Raw genomic sequence first — 22605 nt, 5'->3', positions numbered from 1 at the left:
ATAAAATCACATTTGATTTCCCATGATAAAATTCATGATATCCTCAGAAGAAGATCTGTTAACAATGGATAAATAAGGATCATCAGATTTACGTTTAATTATTAAAATATCAGATACATTTCCTTCTTTAATACTAATATCTTTACCCAATATTTTAAATCCATTAATTGTAGCCATTTTTAATATATCATAAGCAGTTATTTTATTTTTATATGATCCCCGTACTGCTTTTAATGTATATTCCATTTCCCTAAACATATCCGGTTGATTAAACATTACATTATCAGTTCCCAATGCAACATCTATATCATTTTCCACATATGCACTAACAGGTGGAATACCTACTGATAACATACCATTTGATCTAGGACATGCAACAACAACAGGACTCGTCGCTTCCAACAATTCCAAATCTTGCAAAATTGGATGAGTGGCGTGAACTATAGTGGTAAATCCGGCTTTTAATGCACGTTCTATTTCTGTTTGATTGGTTAATTGTACAGATTGTTCTTGAAGTTCATAATATTCTGCCACATGAATAACAGCTAATTTATCTTCTTGGTTACAAACTTCTGCAATTTGTAGCATTATTTCAGAATCCACATCCTGTACTCCACTTAATCCTATTCCATCACAATGCTGCAACAATTCCCTTGTTATTAACCTAGCTTCCTCAGGAGTTGTAGATGGATCATAATATTTATCACTTCTTCCAAGAATACATGCATTTATTGGTAAATCAAATATTGCTTGTTTTAATAAATTTATTCCTTTAATTCCACCTTCCCTAAAGTCAATAAAAGTACTTGTTCCAGAATATAACATTTCTTTAGCTGTTTCATGCATTGCATTAATTATTTCAGCATCAGAAGCTTTGGCTAATATTTTATGTTTCAACCCATGAGGTGGTTCTACCAGTTCTTTGATTGATAAACCATCCCCCACATCTCTAGATATAGAGTCACCTATATGAATATGTGCATTTATAAAAGCGGGTAACACTATACAGTTTGTAGCATCAATTATTTCACCATCTTCATCATTAGGTGATAATTTAATTATCCTTCCTTCATCATTTATTATAACATTAGTTTCTACTGGTTTTAAAGTATGTCCAGTTAAAACTAAACCATTCTTAATAGTTATCATATGGAAAATCATCTCAAAAAAAAGTTATAAAAGGAGGTTAAAAATTCGAATTGTTATTCTGCATATTCATTTAATGATTTAACAGTTAATTCACCATTACTTGCTTCTTCAATAGCTTTTAAAACAGCATTTGCTGCAGCAATAGTGGTCACATAAGGAATACCTAATTCTACTGCCAATCTTCTAATAATATATCCATCATCAGCTGATTGTTTTCCACTAGGAGTGTTGATTAAGAATGCCACTTCACCATTAAGCATTGCATCCCTGATATTTGGAGAACCTTGACTTACTTTTCTAATTACTTCAATGTCAACATCCGGAGCTGCTTCTGCAGTACCTTTGGTTGCAATTAAATCAAATCCTAATTCTTTAGCCTTTTTAGCTATTGGTGCAATTTTTGGTTTATCCAAGTCACGAACACTTAAAAATATTTTACCTTCTGTAGGTAAATTGTTACTTGCAGATAATTGTGATTTATAATATGCTAAACCGAAGTTTTTATCTATACCCATTGTTTCTCCAGTGGATTTCATTTCAGGTCCTAATACTGAATCAGAATCTGGGATTTTAAGGAATGGGAATACTGATTCTTTAACTGCCACGTGTTTAATATCTGCATAATTTACTAAATCAAAGTCTGAAAGTTTTGAGCCTAACATTATTTTTGAAGCTATTTTTGCTATTGGTATACCAATTGATTTACTTACAAATGGAACTGTACGACTTGCTCTTGGGTTTGCTTCAATAATGTATAATTTTGGTTCCGGATCAACTTTTATTGCATATTGTATGTTAATTAAACCAATAACGCCTAATCTCAAAGCTAATTTCTTAGTATATTCTTCAACCTGATCTATAATTTCCTGAGATACTGATTGTGGTGGGATTACACATGCAGAGTCACCAGAGTGAATACCAGCTTCTTCAATATGTTCCATTATTCCACAAACATATACATCTTCTCCATCACATAATGCATCCACATCTAATTCAATGGAATCTTCTAAGAACTTGTCAACAAGGATAGGATGTTCTTTAGAAACTTTTACAGCTTCTTTCATATATTCCTCTAATTCACTGTCATCATAAACAATTTCCATTGCACGTCCACCAAGAACATAAGATGGTCTTACTAAAACAGGGAACCCAATGGAATGAGCTGCATCCCTTGCTTCATCAAAAGAATTTGCAATTCCATAATCTGCTTGTGGAATTCCTAGTTCATTTAGTACTTCTGTGAATTGTTCTCTGTCTTCAACCATGTCAATACTTTCAAATGGAGTTCCAAGGATTTTTACTCCCGCATTATTAAGACTTTCTGCTAAGTTAATGGAAGTTTGACCACCAAATTGAACAATAACACCATCTGGTTTTTCTTGTTCTAACACTGCTAATACATCTTCTTTAGTTAAAGGTTCAAAATACAATCTATCTGAAATGTCATAATCAGTACTTACTGTTTCGGGGTTATTGTTTATAAGTATTGTTTCAACATTTTCATCTTTTAGAGCTAAAGCAGCATGTACACAACAGTAATCAAACTCTATTCCTTGACCAATTCTTATAGGTCCTGCACCGAGCACTGCAATTTTTTTATTATCTGAAGTTTTCATATCAGATGGAGAATCATATGTTCCATAATAATATGGTGTTTTTGCTTCAAATTCTGCTGCACAAGTATCTACCATTTTGTATTCTGGAATAATATTTAAATCATGACGAGCTTTTGAAACTTCATCTTCTGTTAAATCCAATAACTGACCTAGACGTTTATCAGAGAAACCAAATTGTTTAATTTTTCTAAACATTTTTGGATCTTTTAAAATATCTACGCCTTGTTTTTGAATCTCTTCTTCACAATCAACAATACTTTTGATTTTATTTAAGAAGAATGGACTTATTTTAGTAATATCTGCTAATTCTTGAATATCTCTACCATCTTTAATTGCTGAATAAACATAGAATAATCTTTGATCAGTAGCATGTTCTAAGTAATAATCAGTATATTCAACATATTCAAAAGCATCCTGATCTATGTCTAAAGAGCGTATAGCTTTTTGTAAAGATTCCTCAATTGTTCTACCAATAGACATTACTTCACCAGTAGATTGCATTTGTACACCTAATTCTCCAGAACTAGTTTTGAATTTATCAAATGGCCATCTAGGTACCTTTGCAATTACATAATCAACTGCTGGTTCAAATGATGCTGGTGTTTCTTTAGTAATATCATTTCTAATTTCATCCAATGTCATACCTAATGCGATTTTTGAGGATACTTTAGCAATAGAATAACCTGTTGCTTTACTTGCTAATGCACTACTTCTACTTACACGAGGGTTTACTTCGATAACTTTGTATTCTCTAGTTTCAGGATGTAAAGCAAATTGTATGTTACATCCACCTTGAATACCTAATGCTTTAATAATTTTTATTGAAGCATTTCTTAACTTTTGATTATCCTCATCGGACAAAGTTTGAGTTGGAGCCACTACTATACTTTCCCCAGTGTGAATTCCCATTGCATCAACATTTTCCATGTTACAAACAATTATACATGAATCATTTTTATCACGCATTACTTCGTATTCAATTTCTTGCCATCCAAGTACTGATTCATCAATTAATACCTGATCATTGAAACTCATGTCTAATCCGTGAATAACAATTTCTTCAAATTCTTTTTTATTGTTTGCAATACCTCCACCTGTACCACCAAGAGTAAATCCAGGTCTAACAATAACAGGATAACCTATATCCTCTACTGCTTCAAAAGCTTCTTCTAATGAATTTACTGCATGACATTTTGGAATAGGTTCATTTAATCTATCCATAAATTCTGCAAATAAATCCCTATCTTCTACATCTTTAATTGTTTGAATTGGAGAACCTAAAACTTTAATTCCGTCAAGTGCACCGATTTTATCCAAATCAACCGCAATGTTTAAACCAGTCTGTCCACCCATAGTAGGTAAAATCGCATCGACTTGCTCTTTTTCAATAATTTTTGCAACAATTTCTGCAGTTAATGGTTCAACATATACTTTATCCGCAGTTTCTATATCAGTTTGGATAGTTGCAGGGTTACTGTTTACTAGAACAGTTTCTATATTTTCTTCACGTAAAGATTTACATGCTTGTGAACCGGAATAGTCAAACTCTGCTGCTTGTCCAATTTGAATAGGTCCTGATCCAATAATTAATACTTTTTTAATATTTTCATCCTTTGGCATTTTTTTAACTCCTAAAAAAAATAGTTTTAACCTTTATTCCCCTTATATTCTTTAATTGTGTTTACAAAATTGTCAAAGAATACTTTAGAATCATGTGGTCCTGGCCCAGCTTCTGGGTGATATTGAATACAAGAAATAGGTAATGTTTTATGTTTAATAGCTTCAGGTGTTCCATCGTTTAAATTGATTTGTGTAATTTCTAAATCAGTGTCATCAATAGTATTTTCATCAATAGAAAAACTGTGGTTTTGTGATGTCATGTATACTCTACCAGTTTTTAAATCTTTAACTGGTTGATTTGAGCCCCTATGTCCAAATTTCATCTTGAAAATCTTTGCTCCAAATGTCAAAGCAATAATTTGTTGTCCTAAACAAATTCCTGCAATAGGCATTTTTTGTGAAACTTCTTTTATTGTATCCTGAATTATTTCTACATTTTCCGGATTTCCCGGACCACTTGAAACCAATACACCATCAACATCCATATCAAATATTTCCTGTGCACTTGTTGTAGCTGGCACTAATGTAACTCCAACACCTTGTGCTATTAAATGGTCAGTGATATTCTTTTTAACACCACAATCCAATACAGCAACATTATATTCTTTTCTTTCTTGAAGAACTTTTGGTTCTTTTACTGTTACTTTTTCAACAAGATTCATATCTTCAAGACGTGGCTGTTCCTCTAAGATTTTTAGTAATTCTTCATCACTAATATCTGCATTAGCTACAACTGCTTTCATTGACCCTAATTCTCTGATTTTTAAAGTTAATGCTCTTGTATCTATACCACTTATTCCAGGAACATCATTTTCTTCTAAAAATTCAGATAATGTTTTTTCAGATTTTGGATGACAAGGTTCGTTACAAACTTGTCTAACAACATATGCTTCAGCTTTAATATCTTCAGATTGATACCAATCAGAAGATACACCATAATTTCCTTCTAATGGATATGTTGACATTAATATTTGACCTTTAAAAGACGGATCTGTTAATGCAGCAACATAACCTGTCATTGAGGTTGAAAACACAATTTCTCCAGCTTTAATGGTTTCAGCTCCGAAACCTTCACCTTCTAAAATTGTTCCATCTTCCAACGCTAATTTTGCAGTTCTTATCATTTTTTAACCCCGATTGATTTTTTAATAAGATACTGTTAATAATGTATCAGCATCAATTTTTCTTAATAATTGTGAATGAACTATAAAAATATTTTAAAATCAAAAAATTTACATTATACTGTCTAATAATATTTTATTTTTAAAAAAAAAATCTATATGATAAACAATCATGACATAAAAGCATGACTATTTGTAAATTAATTTATAAAAATTAATATACTATTTTTTAAATGATAAAACAATTATTAAACGATATTCTAAAAAATTTTTTTAAAATATTATACTTGTTCATTTCTAATATTAATATATAGTACCTAATACTAAAAAAAAGTTACGGAAAAAAAAGATAATATTTAATTATTTTCAGATTTTGTATAGTTCATTATTATAGCAGTTTCCCCATCACCATAATAATTATCTTCTTCCCTAATTTTAACAAAACCATGTTTTAGATAGAAATTTATAGCAGAAGTATTTGATTTTCTAACTTCCAATCCAATTATGTTGATATTGTTTGATAAAAAGACTTTAATTGTTTTTTCTAACAATAAAGAACCTACATGCATATTCCTATAATTAGAATTTACAGCAATTGCAATAATATGGCCTATTCCTCCACGAATCCAAAAAATAATGTAACCAACAACCCGTTTACCAATTTCTGCTACTGCAAAACCTGCACCACTTTCGTATAGTTGCAATAATATATCTACAGGATATGGATCAGAAAATGCTTCATATTCAATTGCCAAAACATCATCAATATCGGATAATCGGAAATCCCTAATAATCATATTATTCCCTTAAAATAATAAAACATTATATCATATTATATATTTTTTAAAATTAATAACTTTTTAGAAAAAAAAATCATTATTAAGAAGGAATACAAAAATAAAATCAAGATGATAATAAATAAAACTAGATATTTCTGTGATATTTATGAGTAGTATTTGGTCAAATTTTACAGAGTATATTGTAAATAATTATAAATATAGCAAAAAAATTGTTGAAGTAGGTGTTGGAAAGATTCTTGAACCAAGTGATATCCTTAAAGAAAAACTACCTAATACTGAAATAAATCTTGTTGATATTTATCCTTCAAGTAATACAATTATTAAAGACGACATAACCAATCCAACAGACTCAATATATGAACATGCAAATTTAATATATTCCATAAGACCACCCGAAGAATTACAAAAAGATATTGTAAATTTAGGATTGAAATACAACGCAGATATTATTATAAAACCATTATTTAGTGAAGAAATAAATTATAATCTTCAAACAAAGTTAAAACTAGTTAATTACAAGAGACATGCTTTTTATGTTTACAAAAGAGTAGATTAGAATGAATTGGGAAAAAGAAGAGATATCTTCAATATTAAAAGAATTAAATACTTCAAGTACTGGATTAACTACCAAAGAAGCAGAAAACAGAATTCAAATCTATGGTAAAAATGCATTAGAAGAAAAAGAAAAAGAAAGCGAAGTAAAAAAATTCCTAATGCAGTTTACAGAGCCATTAACAGTACTGTTAATTATTGCAGGTGTAATATCCTTACTAATAAATGACATTATTGATGCAGGAGTAATATTTTTTGTTGTTATACTGAATGCAATTCTTGGATATCGTCAAGAAAATAAAGCTGAAAATGCTATGGAAAAACTTAAATCAATGACTTCCAAATCAACTATAGTTTTAAGAGATTCTAAAAAAGAAGAATTGGATGTTGAAAACTTAACCATAGGGGACGTTGTAATCCTCGAGGAAGGAGACAATATTCCTGCAGATTTAAGGTTAATTGAAACATATAATCTTAAAATAGATGAATCTTCTTTAACTGGAGAATCATTACCTGTGACAAAAACACATGCTGTTGATAATGAAGATAAACATGATAATATTGCATTTATGAACACAGGAGTTTCCAAAGGAAGAGCAAAAGGAGTTGTAGTTAATATAGGTATGCAGACAGAAATTGGTAAAATTGCATCAATGATTCAAGAAGAAGATAAAGATAAAACTCCACTTGAAAAAAAAATTGAAACTCTTAGTAAAACCCTGAGTATATTCTCAGTAATAATATGTATACTTATATTTATATTGGAATTATTCCAGGGAATTCCGGCTGCAAATACGTTCATGACAGCAGTAAGTTTAGCTGTTGCAGCAATACCTGAAGGTTTACCTGCAATTCTTACATTAACATTAGCATTAGGTATGCAGAAAATGGCAGGAAACAAGGCAATTATAAGAAAGTTACTTGCTGTTGAAACTCTTGGTTCATGCAGTGTAATCTGTACTGATAAAACCGGAACTTTAACTCTAAACAAATTAACTGTTACAGATGAATATATTACTGATAATGAAATGACAACCAGCATAGCCTGTCTTTGTAACAATGCAAAAATAACCAAAGATAAACGATTAGGTGATGCTACTGATATTTCAATACTGGAGTATGCGATAAAAAATGAAGTTGACATAGAAAACAACAGATTACATGAAATACCCTTAGACAGTAATCGAAAACGTATGACAACCATAAATTTAATAAATAACGAGGAGTACGTTCTGGTAAAGGGTGCGCCGGAAATATTAATAAAAAAGTGCAAATATGTTAGTTATGATGGAATAATTAAAGAGTTAACAGATGAGGACATTAATATTATTAATAATAATGTTGTCAACTTTACAAATAATGCACTTCGTGTAATTATGTTTGCTTATAAAAAAGTAGATGATTATCAAAAATATACTTTAAATGACTTGGAAGAAAATTTGATTTTTACTGGTATTGTTGGGATGATGGATCCTCCAAGAGAAGGTGTAAAAGAATCCATAGAAACATGTCATAATGCAGGCATCACTGTGAAGATGATAACAGGAGATCATAAAAATACTGCATCAGCAATTGCTGCAAAAGTGGGAATATCCAACCCAAATGATGTGTTAACTGGAAAAGAAATGAATTTATTATCCGATGATGAATTCAAAAAGTTAGTAAATAATATAAATGTTTTTGCAAGAGTATTTCCCGAACAAAAAGTACGTATTGTAAAAGCTTTAAAAGCAAATAACGAAACTGTATCAATGACGGGTGATGGGGTAAATGATGCTCCTGCACTAACTGCAGCAAATATCGGAGTTAGTATGGGTTCCGGTACTGACGTAGCAAAAGAATCAAGTGATATGATTTTGGAAGATGATAACTTTTCTACAATAATCTATGCAATTAAAGAAGGAAGAACCATATATTCCAATATCAAACGTTTCATAAAATTTCAATTGTCTACTAATATTGCAGCAATATTGACCATATTGGCTTCTTCGATAATGGTATTGCCTTTACCATTTAATCCTGTACAGCTATTGTGGATAAATATTATAATGGATGGTCCACCTGCACAATCATTAGGTGTAGAAGCTTCAGACAAGAATATTATGAAAATAGAACCTAGTGATGAAAACATTTTATCGTTAGATAACTTATTACACATAACACTGATAGGATTAGTTATGGCTATAGGAACACTTGGATTATATATTTATGAATTAAATCAAGGTTCCTCACAATTATTGGCAAGTAGTTGTGCGTTTACTGTGTTTGTTATGTACCAATTATTCAATGTGTTTAACTGTAGATCACAAAGTGATGTAAGAAACAATACTTTACTAATAGCCGTATTTGCTTCATTTATACTTCAATTGTGTGCTGTTTACATCCCATTACTTCAGAACATTTTCCATACTACGGCCATTCCATTAAATTCATGGGTCTTGATAATTATCATTTCATTTACAATTTTTATTGCTGAAAGAATTATCCGAAAATTCGAGAATGCAATAATATAATTCTTTTTTTCATTTTTTTAATATTGTTTTTTAAATTTAATATTAACCATACTATATTTTTCAAAATGATTTTATCATTACAAAAAAAAGTATTAATTTTATTAAATAGAAAAGTAAATAAATAAAAGAATTTAACCATAATGTTTTGGAGGATAATAAATGAGATATATTGTGATGTCTGGTACATCTGATGCAACAAAAGTTATTGAATTTTTAAGCCAAGATGAAAATAATTACATTTTAGCTACCACAGTTACAGACTATGGTGGAAAAATAGCAGAATCTGCAGGCGCAACTGAAGTTATTACACATGCATTGAAAAAAGAAGATTTTGTAGAATTGATTCATGAAAAAAATATTGATACATTAATTGATGCTACCCACCCATTTGCAGCTGTGGCAACTGAAACCGCAATTGAAAGTAGTGAAAAAGCAGGTATCAATTACATACGTTACGAAAGAGCTTCAACTATTCTTCCAGAATCTGAACTTATTTATAAAGTAAATTCATTCGAAGAAGGAGCTATTAAATCTAAAGAATTAATTGATAAAAATGACGGAAAATTAATGCACCTTGCAGGAGTATTAAACTTAAATAAAATAACAGAAGTTGTTGGTCCAGAAAATGTTGTCCCTCGTGTTCTTCCAAATATTTTTAGTATTACAAAAACTCAGGACACCGGAGTACCTGCAGCCAATATTGTTGCTATGCAAGGAACTTACTCCAAAGAATTTAATATGGCCATAATGAAAGAATATAACATTAAAGCAATTATCACTAAAGAAAGTGGTGAAAGCGGTGGCGCTGAAAATAAGATAAATGCTGCTCTAGAATTAGGAATACCTGTTGTTTTAATTACAAGACCTAAAGTTGAAAAATTGAATAATCATATTATGGTTAGATCTATTAAAGAACTTAAAGAAATAATTTAAAAATAAATAATTTTTTTGAATTGGGGTTTATAATAAATAGCCTCAGTTCGCCCATCATTCATCATCATATCAGAGCTCATAGGGTTCATCATTGGCTATTTTTTAAAAAGTTAGAGATGTATCAATTAATGATACATTACTCCGGCTTCTTTTTCATTTGTATTTTTATTTTTGTTTAAAACTTTATCTAATGCATCTTCAAAGTTTTTAGCAGATACACTGTAATTGTCTTCACGAATAGCAAACATACCTGCTTCCGTACAAATTGATTTTAAATCTGCTCCTGAAGCATTCTTTGCATTTGCAGCTATAATACTTAAGTCTACATCTGAATCCAATGTCATGTTTTTAGTATGGATTTTTAGAATTTCAAGTTTACCCTCTTCATCAGGGAATGGTACTTCTATAATTCTATCAAATCTTCCAGGACGTATTAAAGCAGGATCCAAAATATCCGGCCTATTCGTAGCAGCTATAATACCTACATTTCCTCTAGATTCAAAACCATCCATTTCTGCTAATAATTGCATGAGTGTTCTTTGAACTTCTCTGTCACCACTAGTTGAACCTTGTAATCTTTTTGCTGCTATTGCATCAATTTCATCTATAAATATTATTGCTGGAGATTTTTCTTTTGCTAATTCAAATACTCCACGTACTAACCGTGAACCTTCTCCAATATATTTTTTAACAAATTCTGATGCTACTATTTTTATAAAAGTTGCATTGGTTTCATGTGCTACTGCCTTAGCAAGTAAAGTTTTACCCGTTCCAGGTGGTCCATAAAACAATACTCCTTTTGGTGGTGTAATACCAACTTTTTCAAAGATATCTGGATTTTTAAGAGGAAGTTCTACTGTTTCTATAGTTTCTCTTATTTGTTCTTTTAATCCACCTATTTTATCATAAGATATGTCTGGTGCTTCATCTATTTCCATTCCAGATACTAATGGATCTTTTTCTGAAGTTAATATATCAACAATACTGAATGTTTGTTGATTTAATGCTACTCTAGAACCAATTTCAACCCTATCTGCATCTTTATCTGCATATTTTAATAAAAATGAAGGTCCAGTAGTACTTTTAACAACAACTTGGTTATCTTCCAATATTTCAGAAATTGTTGCTAATACTAATGGTGGTGTTCTAAATCGACTAATTTCACTTTTTAATGATTTAACTTCACGATCTAACCTTAAATTTTCATTTTCTAATAACACTTTATCTTTTTCTAATTTTCTTACTTCCCAGGTTAAATTTCGTTCAATTGTCTCATGTTTATCCAATAAATTAGATAATTCTAAATCTTTTTCATCTTGGATATTAGTATCAAATCCTGATTCTTGCATCAAGTACCCTCCTTTTAAATTGAATCTTTAAACTTTAAATCAGATTAACAAATTTTCTAACTTTTTGTTTTTTTAATATAATTATTCCTACATTAATAGTTTAAGAATTCATCATTATTAAATTATTTGTAAAAAATGTATCAAATAAATGAATTTGAAATTTTATATACAAAAAAGATATTTTAACTAAAAAACAGAATATTATATAATAAATCAATTAAGTGAATAAAATGAACTGTGAAATATGTGGAAGCGAAATTAAAGGAGAACCTTATAAAACTAAAATTGATAATTCCATAATGGTTACTTGTAAAGAATGTTCTCGATATGGTAAAGTTCAAAGTAAACCACAACCAACAAACAAACGAACACCAAAAGGAAAAAATAATAATAACCGTAACAATTACAACAACAGACCGAAAAATCAAGCATATTCAAGAAAAACAAAAGAAGAAGAATATGAATTAGTAGAAGACTATGCAAAAATTATTAGACAAAAACGTGAAATAAAAGGTCTGACACAAAAACAACTTGGAGAACAAATGTACGAAAGAGAATCAGTTATCCATAAAATTGAAAATGGAAAAATGGTTCCAGATGAAAAAATAGCTAAAAAACTTGAAAAAATTCTCAACATATCAATAATAGAAAAAACGGATAGTGATGAAAGAGAATTCCAAGATGTTAGACGGTTTAAAGAAGCAACAATTGGAGATATAGCTAGAATAAAAAGAAAATAAAAGTATATAACTATTTTTTATCTTTTTTCTTTTTTGAAGAATAATAACCATCAAATACTTTTGCTTTATTAAATTCTTTTAATAAATCATCATATTCCGGATATTCTTCACTAATCACTATAACATGTGCCGGAGGATGAGTTTTTTTAATATTTAAAATACTAACTGTTGTATCCTCTTTAACTTGAACTAAAACAGGGACTTTAATATCATCACGTGGTTTTTGTTTTATAACTCTTTTTGTAACATCGTAAACTTTATCCGATGAGATTAATTTTGGTTTACCTACAATGTTTAATTTTGCATGTCTTTCTAAATCAGCTAAAACATTTAAAGCTTTTTTCTTATTCATTGCTCTTATTAAAATTAATGCCATAAATAAACTCCTAAAAAATAAATAAAAAAAAGATAGAAGATTATCGTCTTCTAAAGAATGATTTAATCAAAGTACTTCTAAATAATGCTAATAATATTAACAATATTCCTATAATTGTTTGTACATTTCCTAATACATCAAATATTTGTGAATTTATAGGTAAATTCCATGCGGGTGATGTTCTTCCATTAGCTGCAGGTGTGAAATATACCCCTACTGCCCTAATATTTTCTTTAACATTTAAATCAGATGTATCTATATGTTCAACACCAACTAAAGTACCACTATCAATCGCTCTGTTAATTGATCTTGTAATTGCAACAGGATCATAACCATTTCTGGTAACTGATGCAGACACTATATCAGCAGTTGCTTCAGACAATCCTCTTTTATCAGAACCATATACAGACACAGATGGATGATCTCCAGTAACTGTAATTGTATTTTTAAGTGCATCATAAGCATAGATTGTTGTTAATGGACTTCCATCTACAGGAGACACTTGGTAGTTATTTGCTTCAGGGAAACCAATACTCCACCCAGTATTACTTACTTTACTGTAAGGTTTATCCATTTCATACCCAACATCATTTAATTGTTCAGGTGTAAACATATCCCCAGTAGTAACACCAGAAACTAGGTTCACTGCACCCCCACCGTGATTTTCTCCAGAATCTTTTGCAACTTCCTCAAATGCTTTAGCCACAATAGTTGTTGCAGGATATCCATCCCTAATCATTTTACCTATATTCATAGCTGTTTGTAATCTTACTCTATCAGCGGTTCCAGATTTAGGGTTTCCTTCAGAATTACGAAGGTGAATAATTGCACCTCTTGTACCAGCAGGTACAGAAACTACACCACCAGCTGCTGGTTGGATTTTGATTGCGCTACTACTGTCAACTGTAACCACATATACTTGGAAATCCCCACCTACTGAAATACCTTCCGTAGGATTAACTGCCATTAGACGTATACCCTCAAAGTTTTGTGCAACACTTACTATCTGTTGAAGTGAAGCGTTTGCTTGAAGTTGTGTTAAAGCTGTGATAATTGCAGCAATACGTACATCAGATGTACCTTCACCCCCAGACAATATAGCTGTTTTGTGTTCTTGAGAAAATATGAACGTTGATTGAAACATATTTGATGCAAAGGATTGACTTCCTGCAGCACATCCATTAGGATCTTTTCCTGTAGGATCAGTAATAACTGCAACGTTCATTGTTGCTGAAGCTACTGAAGAGAATAACATTATAATTAGCAAGAAAACGGATATTTTTGCAATTTTTGAATGATTATTCATTTTACCACCAATTATGTTTCTGTATTAGCGGCAGCTGTATGAGATGCTGTCGCATTGTTAACATTATTAACTTTTATTACGGAAAAATCTTCAACAACATTTACTACTACATTACCAGTATTTGAATCTACTTGAATATCAACAACATTTATCGGAGCAATCGATGTTCCAGGAATTGTTGATCTTTTTACTAATTGTTCCGCATTTTTAATTGCATCTGACAGCAATAACTGTCGTTGAGAAGTAATTAAAGTATTCCCTTTTATATAACTACCATCCCTAAATCCAGCTGCTGCCACATTTGATTTAATTGAAGAGAGAGGTACTATATCATTACCTTTAACCATTACCCCTGCTATAGGAACACCATCTTCCACACTATCAGATGATGCAAATGCAATATAGGTCATTGCACGACCGGATAAAATTAAAATAAATGCTAAAATCAAAATGATTAAAGTATCTCTCCTAACTTTTATAAACAATATTTCACCCCTATTAAAAGCATTATTAAAAAACTAATTTTTGTATAATTTTTTAATTTAACTACACTTTGTTTATAGTAGATAATTATTAAATAATAATTATATTTTTTATTTTATAAGTAGATAATGCAAAATTTTAAAAAATAACAGAACCTAAAAAGATTCTGTTAAAAAAAAAAATTATGGATAAATTACTCCAAATCATATTTTTCAATTAAAATATCTTTATATTTGAAGGCTGCTTCACCAGTACATATTATTAAATCAGCATCAATTTCTAAAGATTTATTAAATCCCGATAATACTTGTTCAACGGTAGCTCCCAAAGTACCTTGTTTTTCATCAGTAGGCATATTTTCAGGTAATATTATTTTATCAACAAATAACCCTTTTTCCAATGCTTCTTTAGCACATAAATAAGCATTATATGAAGCAGGAACTATATAATCGGAATAATCTGCTGAACAATTCAATATTTCCATATCTCCAACCATACCCGATTCAGAAGAAGTTGTAATAACATTGACAATAATTCCATATATATTTTTTAATTCTTTTAAAACTGTAGTAATACCTGCAGGATTATGTGCATAATCAATCATTATCTCTTTATCACCAATAACCCCAATATTTTGCATTCTACCATTTACGCCACCGAATTTTAAGAGGGATTTTTTAATATCATCAAATGACATTCCCAAGACTTGGTTAGCAACAATAATTGCACCAAGAGAATTATAAATATTATGTAATCCTTTAAGTTTAAGTTTAAAATCAAATTTTCCATCTTTACAAACTAAAGTAAACTGATCATGTTCATCATTAATATTAGTTGCAAGATAATCAGGTTGTGAATAAGATACTCCGCAAACACAATTATATTTACCAACGCCTGCTATAAACTCACAAACTTCTACATCATTACCACAAAAACACTGTTTGACTGATTTTCTAAATGATTTAGCATCTATACCAAAAGTTATTAAATTTCCAACATAATTTAATTCTTTAAGTAATGACATGATTGTTGGATCATCACTATTTACAATAAGAGTCTTATTTTTAAGTAATTCTACAAATTCACCTTTGACTTTTGCATAATTTAAAAAGTCATGACTATTTGTAAGATGATCTTCTGTAATATTAGTTATTAAACCAACATCTGCTTTACAATTTGTGATTAATCTGTTTAAACTTCCTTCAAAACCAAATGTTCCTGTTTCTAAAATGCTTAAATCACCATTTAAACGTGCCTGTAACGGAGGAATATCTGCAAGATTACCTTGCATATTTGCTAAATTATGTTCACATGGTTTTAATCCATTATCCGAAGCCAAATGTTTTAATAAAGTTGTAGTAGTTGTTTTTCCATTTGTACCAGTAATACAAATTACTGGATGTGCTGGTTCAAATAATTTAAAAATATCTTCAACAGTTAATATTGGAACACCTAATTCTTGAACTTTATTGAATAAATTAGATTTTGATTCTATTAACTGTGTTGGCATAATTATATAGTCTGATGAAGAAATAAAATCTTCAGGCATTTCACCATAATAAATTTCCATATTTGGATAATCATTTAATGAACTACCAAAACGACAATTATCTTTATCCACCATATCAGTAGCTTGAACTTTATATCCATGATCCATTAAAATTCTGGCAATTAAATTACCATTAACTCCACAAACACCAATAACGCCAAATACAGAATTTTCCTTAATATCAGTTATTTGCATATCGTTTACAACCCTCATTTAATCCGTTGATTAATTTTTCTTTAACTTCATTATAAGAAGTAGTTCCTCCGATACCTAAATGAACTATGTAATCACCAGGTTTAGCATATTTCATTGCCAATTCAGCTGCTTCATCAACAGTACAAACTGCTAATTTTATTACATCATCATTTTCAATAGCATTTAAAAGACCTAATGCAGAATCCATATGTAATTCACCAGTTATTTCAACAAATCCTGTTGCAATAACCATATTTGCATAATCTCCAACAGTCCTACCACTTTCAGTATTATCTCGGATAGTTGTTGAATCAACACAACCAAATACAACAATTATATTTTCATCTTTAATAAAATCTAAAGCCTGTCTAATAGATAATTCAGAACAAGAGGAATCAAAGTAAGCTTCAACACCATTAAAAGTACCTAAATGTTCCATTCTTCCACTTACTCCAGTGAATAAAGCTAATCCTTCTTTTATAATATCCCATGAAATTCCATATTCCAAACATACAGAGATAGCTGCTGTTAAATTTGCATAATTATAAGAAGCAACAGTATCAATATTTATATCTGTTTTTTCAAAAGGATTTTCACCAACTACTTTGAAAATATAATTACCTTTATCATATGAAGCTAAATATTTAGGAGAGTATTTGTTTTTGTCAGCATCCTTATTATTATTTTCAAAATCAAAGTAAATAGTATCTTCTCTTTTGTATGTTAGTAAATCAGCACATTGAATATTTGCAACTAACTTATCACACATATCTAAAATCAAAGATTTTCTATCTATATATCTTTGCATTGAACCATCGAATTCACTTAAATGTTCTTGATGAAGATTTGTAATAACACCCATTTTCAATTGTACATCACTTAATAAACCTAAAGTTCCATGAGGTAATTCTAATATTGCTAAATCTGCACCTTTATATTCACCTCGAACAATATCATCAACTATTGCTTCACTTACCAAATTCCATTTCATAGACGAACATTGGTATACTTTATACCCTGCTTTTTTGAAAATATGTGTTATCATAGTTGTTGTGGTAGTTTTACCATATGACCCAGTTATACCTATTTTATCCATATCGATAATAGTGTTAATCAAATCACTTATTGTTTTACTGGTGACAATTGTAATATCATTTTCTTTAATTTGTTCATAAATTGGTGCTGTTTCAGGTATTGTTGGAGCAAGATATATTGCTTCATATTCAGAAATATTAGGATTATCAACACCCAAATTTAATTTAACACCTTCGCTTTTAAGAACATCCAACATATCCTGACGTATTTCAGTAAATTCTTCATATTTTTTTGAATCGGCTATTGTTACATCAACACCCTGATGATTTAATAATCTAGCAACAGGTCGTCCCGCATTTCCGGCACCTATCACAATACAATTTTTAAATTTCAACAAAAACAACTCCTTATTTTATCAAAAAATTTATTAAGTATCAATATATAATATCTTAGTTACATATCTTTTTTTTATAAATAATATATTTTTCTAACTGTAATTATTACTTAAAAATAGTGTTTAACAGAAAATATAGAAAGAATAAGAAATATTTCTAATATTATTTTGTTTTGTTAAAATTAAAGAAAAATAAAAATAAATAAGGCGGTTAAATTATATCATTTTGTTCTAATAGATTTCTTGCAGGATCCATACCTTGTGCACCCAACAATAATATGACATCGGATTCATTTGCATGATTAAATGTTGAGATTAATGATTCTTCTAATGTATCATATAATTCATATGAAATAGAATTTTCTTTTAAAACATTGGTAAATACTCTTAATTCAGAATCAGTTACTGTATTAAGATGATTTACTACATCAGTACTGGTTGTTAATATTAATGAATAATTTTCACGGTTAGCCAATACTTCAACAAGAGATTCGGCTATTTCCTCATTAATATCATCCCCCCGACTTCCACGAATAGCATCAATAACATAAAGATGTTCTCCCAATTTAGCGCCATTTTCAATCGTTAAATGAATTCCTGAAGGATTATGTGCAAAATCATCTATAATAACCGGATTTTCTCTAAGTTTTATGAATCGTCTTGCCAATGGTTTATAATTTTTTAAAGAAGAAATTACATCATATTTATTTAATTCTTTATATTCGCAAACTGCTATTGCGGCCATAATATCCTGAATAAAATGATAAGAAGTAAACGGTAAATCATCATATTTAATATACAATTTATCTTTAGAGAATATTCCAACATTTTCTTTATAAGAAATATCCAATAAATTTGAAGAATCGTAATCTCCAAAGTACATTACTTTTACATTTGAATTATTTTCAACAATTTCTGACATTTTTTTAATATTTTGATCTTCATTATTCAAAACAAGTAATGTATCTTTATTTTGTTTTGTTAAAGCCCTAGCAGCCCCTCCAATTTCATATAATAATTCATCAAAGGATTCTACTAAATTCATATGATCAAAAGAAGCATTAGTAATTACTGCTACATCAGCACCTAATGCATTAATCATTTGACAAGAATGATTTTTCATTAATTTATCATCCCATCCTTGGACTTCAGAGACTTCTAAAGCAATTATTTCAATATCCCCATTATTATTATAAAATTCAGTTAGTTCATCAGATACCCTTGGATCTATTAAAGTATTCCCCTCAGATTCCGCATCAGTATTTGTATATGTATTAAATCCCAAATCTGAAAAAATAGTAAAAAGAAGATGAGTTGTAGTGGATTTACCATTCGTACCTGTTACAGACATCTTAAATGCATCTTTAGCATATTTATTGACGGAAGTGTTTAATGCAAAAGCAGTTGCATATTCAATATGATCCGTAACTATTAATGGCAAATTCAATTCTTTTGCAACATCTATCGAATTTCCTTGCGGATTTTGTGTAATTAAACAAGATATTCCCTTATCATGGGCAATTTGAATACCTTTTTCATTAATCCAATGTCTTATAACAATATCATTTTTAGATGCTTTGTTAAGAAAAGTAAAATTACCCTTTAATTCGATATTTGAACCATATAACTTTCCTTCAACCTTTTTTGACAAATCCAATGTGTTGATATTACTCATTTTATTTCCTCAATAATTAAATCAAATTATTCCAAATAATAATAAAGCGATTATTGAAACAACTAATGTAACGCCCCAATATAACAATATGATTTTTTGTTCTGACATTCCATGATAATTTAATGTATGATGTAACGGTTCGACAGGTAATGTAATTATATGTGCCCTATGCAATAAACTAATTATTACTGAAATGATAGGAACTGCTAACGCAATAATTGAGAAAATTAAAGAATTTCCTAATAATGCTGCCACCATATAACCTGTACCTAATGCATAAGATCCTGTATCCCCCATAAATATTTTTGCAGGATAATGATTTAAAACTAAAAATCCAACACATGCCCCAGCAAGTACCACAAATGGTAATGATGCAACGGAACCCGTTATTGCACCACAATAAAGTGCTGATGCTACAGAAGCAATTGCAATAATTCCTGCTGCTAAACCATCCATACCATCTATTAGATTAACTGCATTAATTGAACCAATAATTGCTAAAATTGCTAAAGGAATCATCAAAATACCAATTTCAAAACCACTAATATTAGTTGATAAAACTCCAGGAACAATCAAGAAACATGCTAATATAAATTGAGTAAATAATTTATATGTTTCAGAAGTTTCTGTTTTAATAGGGATTTCATCAATTAATTCCAATTTATGATCCTTTTCTACAATTTTTGCATAATCTTTTTTAGCTTGAGGTGAAGCAACTCTAGCTTCTTCACCAGGTTGTAAAGATAACAATCCTATTTTAACTGGTTCATCACCATTGTTTCTTACAACTTTTTGATATTCTTTAACTTTAAATCCCAGTAAATCATCAAACATACCAAAAATACCGGCAACAAACATCATAATTACCATTATATGCAAATAACTGACAGCATTCCAGGTAAACGTTACCAAAGCCATTAATGCAACACCAATTAATATTCCAAAACCACCCATCGTTGGTGTTCCACTTTTTTGCCTATGTTCTGATACAATAGGATTATCTCTAATATCTGCCAATAACAATTCTCGTCTAACTACTGCAGTAAATAATGCAGTAACCACAATCGTTATTATAAAGATTAATACATCCATTTGGCCAATCATATTTTTAACCCCCTAAAGTTAAAAAACTATAAATTTATATTAATTATTTATTTAATTCAAGATTAAAATAAGTAACTACTCTGAAAAAACTATACTTTAAATGAGATTAGAAAAATAATCCAAGATAATTTTAAGGAAAATATCACAATTTTCTTAATCCAAATATAATCCTAAATTGTATTTGATTGACTATACGTTGCATTTAGTTTCATATACTCATCTAATCAAAATATTGCAAATAAATATTAAAAATAATAAATCATCATTAATAATTTAAAAATAGGACTATTAAAAAAAGTTAATAAAAATAAGTCAGAAGATTGAGTACTTGACAAAATTATTTTTGATAGAAAAAAAGTATTACTCCCTTTGGGATAATCCTTTTAATCTTATAAAAATAATGATTGTCTTTGCAAAATCAAACTAACAATTATTACAAAATAATTATGACATAATCATAATTTTTTTCTAAATTGTTTAAATGGGCTTAATTTTACTTGGAGCGTACTGGACCCACTTATACAGTCGTTCAACATGGAATTTCTGCTTACATTTACGTATAATATTGGCGGCAGCATTTACATCGGCATTGATAAGTTTTCCTTTACTTGTTTTGTATAGTCCTCTTTTTATTCTTGTTCCTTTGAATTCATAAGATTTGTTATTGTTTGGCTGGTATTTGGGTAGTATGTCGTTGTCTAGGAAGCTGCTTTTGCTGGTGTAGGATTCTTCTTGGATTATTAGTGTTATGTCGTGTATTTTGCATTTGTTTTCTAGTTTTTCTTTGAATTGTTTGAATGCCATGTGCGCGAATATTTGATTTTGAGGTGGTCTCATATTGCTTTGGTTTTGAAAATCCTTGTTATATCCGAGAACTATTGTACCAATATCCTGTTTTTCACATATACTTAGTATAAACTTGGTGACTTGATTTAAATAGTTGTTTTGTATTTGTTTAAACGTGGTGTTTATCTTTGTTATTCTTTTGGATTTTTTTAGACCTTGTTTATTTAATATTGATTGGTAATGTGCTATTTTTTTGCTTTTGAAGGCTATTTGATTTTTTAGAAATCTCCCGTCCACAATAAATGGAGTCCCTTCCGTTGTAACCAGTGTTGCAAAATTATTAACACCCAGATCAATACCCATAACATTATCTTTATCCAAACCGAGTGGTTCTTTTTCTATTTGATAAGTAAAGTTTGCCTTAAACATTTTACCATTGTCTATTGGTATTATTTCCACCTGAATGATCTTTTTATCACGTATATCCTCTGGAATTTTAATCCTAGGCCTATATTTCACATCATCTAATTCTTTCTTATATTTCCTACTAAGAGGTAATTCAATAAAACCCTCAGCAAGTTTCTTTTTAGAAGATGTTATAGACTCTTTCGGTATAATAATATTATGTAAACGATTATCATGCTTTTTAGGACTATTAACCTCTCGATCAAATTCATTATCAATTTTTTTATTCAATAATGCAACATACCCATTAAAAGAACCTACATGTTTTTTAATAGCAGCATTTGCCAAATGAGCTTGAATAAAAGAATAAACATCATCATATTTAGATTTAACTTTATTAATAATGGTTTTATAATTTATTTTTTTATAATGTTTTTCATCGCTTTTCTTAATTAAATAGGTTGTTTCTACAGCATAATTTCTTAAATCATTAAGTTTAGATGAAATATCCACCAAAACATTAAACTGCTCCTTAGAAAGCCCACGAACCAGAATACTCTTAGTCAAATACAAATTATCATTAACACACATAACAAATAACTAAAAAAAAATTTCACCCCTTATTATTCCATTTTTATAAAAAAAAATCATAAAAGAGTAAACAATAACATAAAATATAAAATATACTTATAATTTATAAAATTATTGAATAAACTTATGATTTTATAATAATATTCTATACAAACACATATATAAATGTAATCCAGACATGATAACAAATAAAAGGGGAACTGATAACTAATATAAAACCCATAATCAAATAAATATAATAATAAACAAAAAAATGTCAAAATGATAAAAAGTATTACAAAAACAAATAAAAAGATAATTTTGTCAGATACTC

17 protein-coding genes are annotated in these 22605 nt (G+C 29.4%); 4 read left to right on the top strand and 13 right to left on the bottom strand.

Going from position 1 to position 22605, the window contains the following annotated elements:
• Positions 1-6: 6 nt before the first annotated feature.
• The 4 genes from QZZ11_RS06850 to rimI form a co-directional block, all read right to left on the bottom strand.
• Positions 7-1149 carry an amidohydrolase family protein gene (locus QZZ11_RS06850; RefSeq protein ID WP_292474726.1) on the bottom strand — a complete coding sequence of 381 codons (1143 nt, stop codon included), beginning with the start codon at positions 1147-1149 and terminating at the stop codon, positions 7-9.
• 53 nt (positions 1150-1202) lie between these two features.
• Positions 1203-4385 (bottom strand): carbamoyl-phosphate synthase large subunit, encoded by a 3183-nt coding sequence (carB, locus tag QZZ11_RS06845; protein WP_292474724.1) that lies wholly within the window; start codon positions 4383-4385, stop codon positions 1203-1205.
• 26 nt (positions 4386-4411) lie between these two features.
• Positions 4412-5509, bottom strand: a complete 1098-nt coding sequence (gene carA, locus QZZ11_RS06840; RefSeq protein WP_292474723.1) for a glutamine-hydrolyzing carbamoyl-phosphate synthase small subunit — start codon at positions 5507-5509, stop codon at positions 4412-4414.
• Between the two features lie 353 nt (positions 5510-5862).
• Positions 5863-6303: a ribosomal protein S18-alanine N-acetyltransferase gene (gene rimI / locus QZZ11_RS06835; protein WP_292474721.1), complete on the bottom strand. Its 441-nt coding sequence runs from the start codon at positions 6301-6303 to the stop codon at positions 5863-5865.
• Between the two features lie 148 nt (positions 6304-6451).
• On the opposite strand from rimI, the gene QZZ11_RS06830 reads away from it, so the two are divergent.
• The 3 genes from QZZ11_RS06830 (at position 6452) to cobK (ending at position 10304) form a co-directional block, all read left to right on the top strand.
• Positions 6452-6862, top strand: coding sequence for a UPF0146 family protein (locus QZZ11_RS06830; protein WP_292474720.1), 411 nt, complete (start codon positions 6452-6454; stop codon positions 6860-6862).
• A 1-nt stretch (position 6863) separates the two neighbouring features.
• Complete coding sequence (locus QZZ11_RS06825) at positions 6864-9371, top strand: cation-translocating P-type ATPase (RefSeq protein ID WP_292474718.1); 2508 nt, start codon at positions 6864-6866, stop codon at positions 9369-9371.
• A 159-nt stretch (positions 9372-9530) separates the two neighbouring features.
• Entirely contained in the window at positions 9531-10304 is a 774-nt protein-coding gene (cobK, locus tag QZZ11_RS06820) for a precorrin-6A reductase (RefSeq protein WP_292474717.1), read from the top strand.
• 125 nt (positions 10305-10429) lie between these two features.
• Here cobK and QZZ11_RS06815 read toward each other — a convergent pair whose 3' ends face one another.
• Positions 10430-11653, bottom strand: coding sequence for a proteasome-activating nucleotidase (locus QZZ11_RS06815; RefSeq protein WP_292474716.1), 1224 nt, complete (start codon positions 11651-11653; stop codon positions 10430-10432).
• 230 nt (positions 11654-11883) lie between these two features.
• Between QZZ11_RS06815 and QZZ11_RS06810 the strand changes: the two genes are divergently transcribed.
• Positions 11884-12393, top strand: coding sequence for a multiprotein bridging factor aMBF1 (locus QZZ11_RS06810; RefSeq protein WP_292474715.1), 510 nt, complete (start codon positions 11884-11886; stop codon positions 12391-12393).
• 10 nt (positions 12394-12403) lie between these two features.
• Here the strand turns inward: QZZ11_RS06810 and QZZ11_RS06805 are convergent, their stop codons facing one another.
• From QZZ11_RS06805 to QZZ11_RS06770, 8 genes are all read right to left on the bottom strand, one after another.
• The gene (locus tag QZZ11_RS06805; RefSeq protein ID WP_292474713.1) at positions 12404-12769 is read right to left on the bottom strand and encodes a DUF356 domain-containing protein; all 366 of its coding nucleotides are present in this window, start codon (positions 12767-12769) and stop codon (positions 12404-12406) included.
• 40 nt (positions 12770-12809) lie between these two features.
• Positions 12810-14027 carry a hypothetical protein gene (locus tag QZZ11_RS06800; RefSeq protein WP_292474816.1) on the bottom strand — a complete coding sequence of 406 codons (1218 nt, stop codon included), beginning with the start codon at positions 14025-14027 and terminating at the stop codon, positions 12810-12812.
• A gap of 59 nt (positions 14028-14086) precedes the next feature.
• Entirely contained in the window at positions 14087-14560 is a 474-nt protein-coding gene (locus QZZ11_RS06795; RefSeq protein ID WP_292474712.1) for a hypothetical protein, read from the bottom strand.
• Positions 14561-14751: 191 nt separating this feature from the next.
• Positions 14752-16320 (bottom strand): Mur ligase family protein, encoded by a 1569-nt coding sequence (locus tag QZZ11_RS06790; protein WP_292474710.1) that lies wholly within the window; start codon positions 16318-16320, stop codon positions 14752-14754.
• Positions 16289-17731 (bottom strand): Mur ligase family protein, encoded by a 1443-nt coding sequence (locus QZZ11_RS06785; RefSeq protein WP_292474708.1) that lies wholly within the window; start codon positions 17729-17731, stop codon positions 16289-16291. The genes QZZ11_RS06790 and QZZ11_RS06785 overlap by 32 nt, the downstream gene beginning before the upstream one ends.
• Positions 17732-17942: 211 nt before the next feature.
• Complete coding sequence (locus QZZ11_RS06780; RefSeq protein ID WP_292474706.1) at positions 17943-19406, bottom strand: Mur ligase family protein; 1464 nt, start codon at positions 19404-19406, stop codon at positions 17943-17945.
• 21 nt (positions 19407-19427) lie between these two features.
• Entirely contained in the window at positions 19428-20510 is a 1083-nt protein-coding gene (locus tag QZZ11_RS06775) for a phospho-N-acetylmuramoyl-pentapeptide-transferase (RefSeq protein WP_292474704.1), read from the bottom strand.
• Between the two features lie 477 nt (positions 20511-20987).
• Positions 20988-22292 (bottom strand): transposase, encoded by a 1305-nt coding sequence (locus tag QZZ11_RS06770; RefSeq protein ID WP_292474702.1) that lies wholly within the window; start codon positions 22290-22292, stop codon positions 20988-20990.
• Between the last annotated feature and the right edge of the window lie 313 nt (positions 22293-22605).

It is taken from the genome of Methanosphaera sp. (genome assembly GCF_016282985.1).
GTDB lineage: Archaea > Methanobacteriota > Methanobacteria > Methanobacteriales > Methanobacteriaceae > Methanosphaera.
This window is presented reverse-complemented; position numbering and strand designations above follow the sequence as displayed.

Excerpts from the sequence above, each read along its gene's own strand:
- QZZ11_RS06850 (WP_292474726.1), bottom strand. The coding sequence starts at position 1,149 with ATGATAACTATTAAGAATGGTTTAGTTTTAACTGGACATACTTTAAAA.
- carB (WP_292474724.1), bottom strand. The coding sequence starts at position 4,385 with ATGCCAAAGGATGAAAATATTAAAAAAGTATTAATTATTGGATCAGGA.
- carA (WP_292474723.1), bottom strand. The coding sequence starts at position 5,509 with ATGATAAGAACTGCAAAATTAGCGTTGGAAGATGGAACAATTTTAGAA.
- rimI (WP_292474721.1), bottom strand. The coding sequence starts at position 6,303 with ATGATTATTAGGGATTTCCGATTATCCGATATTGATGATGTTTTGGCA.
- QZZ11_RS06830 (WP_292474720.1), top strand. The coding sequence starts at position 6,452 with ATGAGTAGTATTTGGTCAAATTTTACAGAGTATATTGTAAATAATTAT.
- QZZ11_RS06825 (WP_292474718.1), top strand. The coding sequence starts at position 6,864 with ATGAATTGGGAAAAAGAAGAGATATCTTCAATATTAAAAGAATTAAAT.
- cobK (WP_292474717.1), top strand. The coding sequence starts at position 9,531 with ATGAGATATATTGTGATGTCTGGTACATCTGATGCAACAAAAGTTATT.
- QZZ11_RS06815 (WP_292474716.1), bottom strand. The coding sequence starts at position 11,653 with ATGCAAGAATCAGGATTTGATACTAATATCCAAGATGAAAAAGATTTA.
- QZZ11_RS06810 (WP_292474715.1), top strand. The coding sequence starts at position 11,884 with ATGAACTGTGAAATATGTGGAAGCGAAATTAAAGGAGAACCTTATAAA.
- QZZ11_RS06805 (WP_292474713.1), bottom strand. The coding sequence starts at position 12,769 with ATGGCATTAATTTTAATAAGAGCAATGAATAAGAAAAAAGCTTTAAAT.
- QZZ11_RS06790 (WP_292474710.1), bottom strand. The coding sequence starts at position 16,320 with ATGAGGGTTGTAAACGATATGCAAATAACTGATATTAAGGAAAATTCT.
- QZZ11_RS06780 (WP_292474706.1), bottom strand. The coding sequence starts at position 19,406 with ATGAGTAATATCAACACATTGGATTTGTCAAAAAAGGTTGAAGGAAAG.
- QZZ11_RS06775 (WP_292474704.1), bottom strand. The coding sequence starts at position 20,510 with ATGATTGGCCAAATGGATGTATTAATCTTTATAATAACGATTGTGGTT.
- QZZ11_RS06770 (WP_292474702.1), bottom strand. The coding sequence starts at position 22,292 with ATGTGTGTTAATGATAATTTGTATTTGACTAAGAGTATTCTGGTTCGT.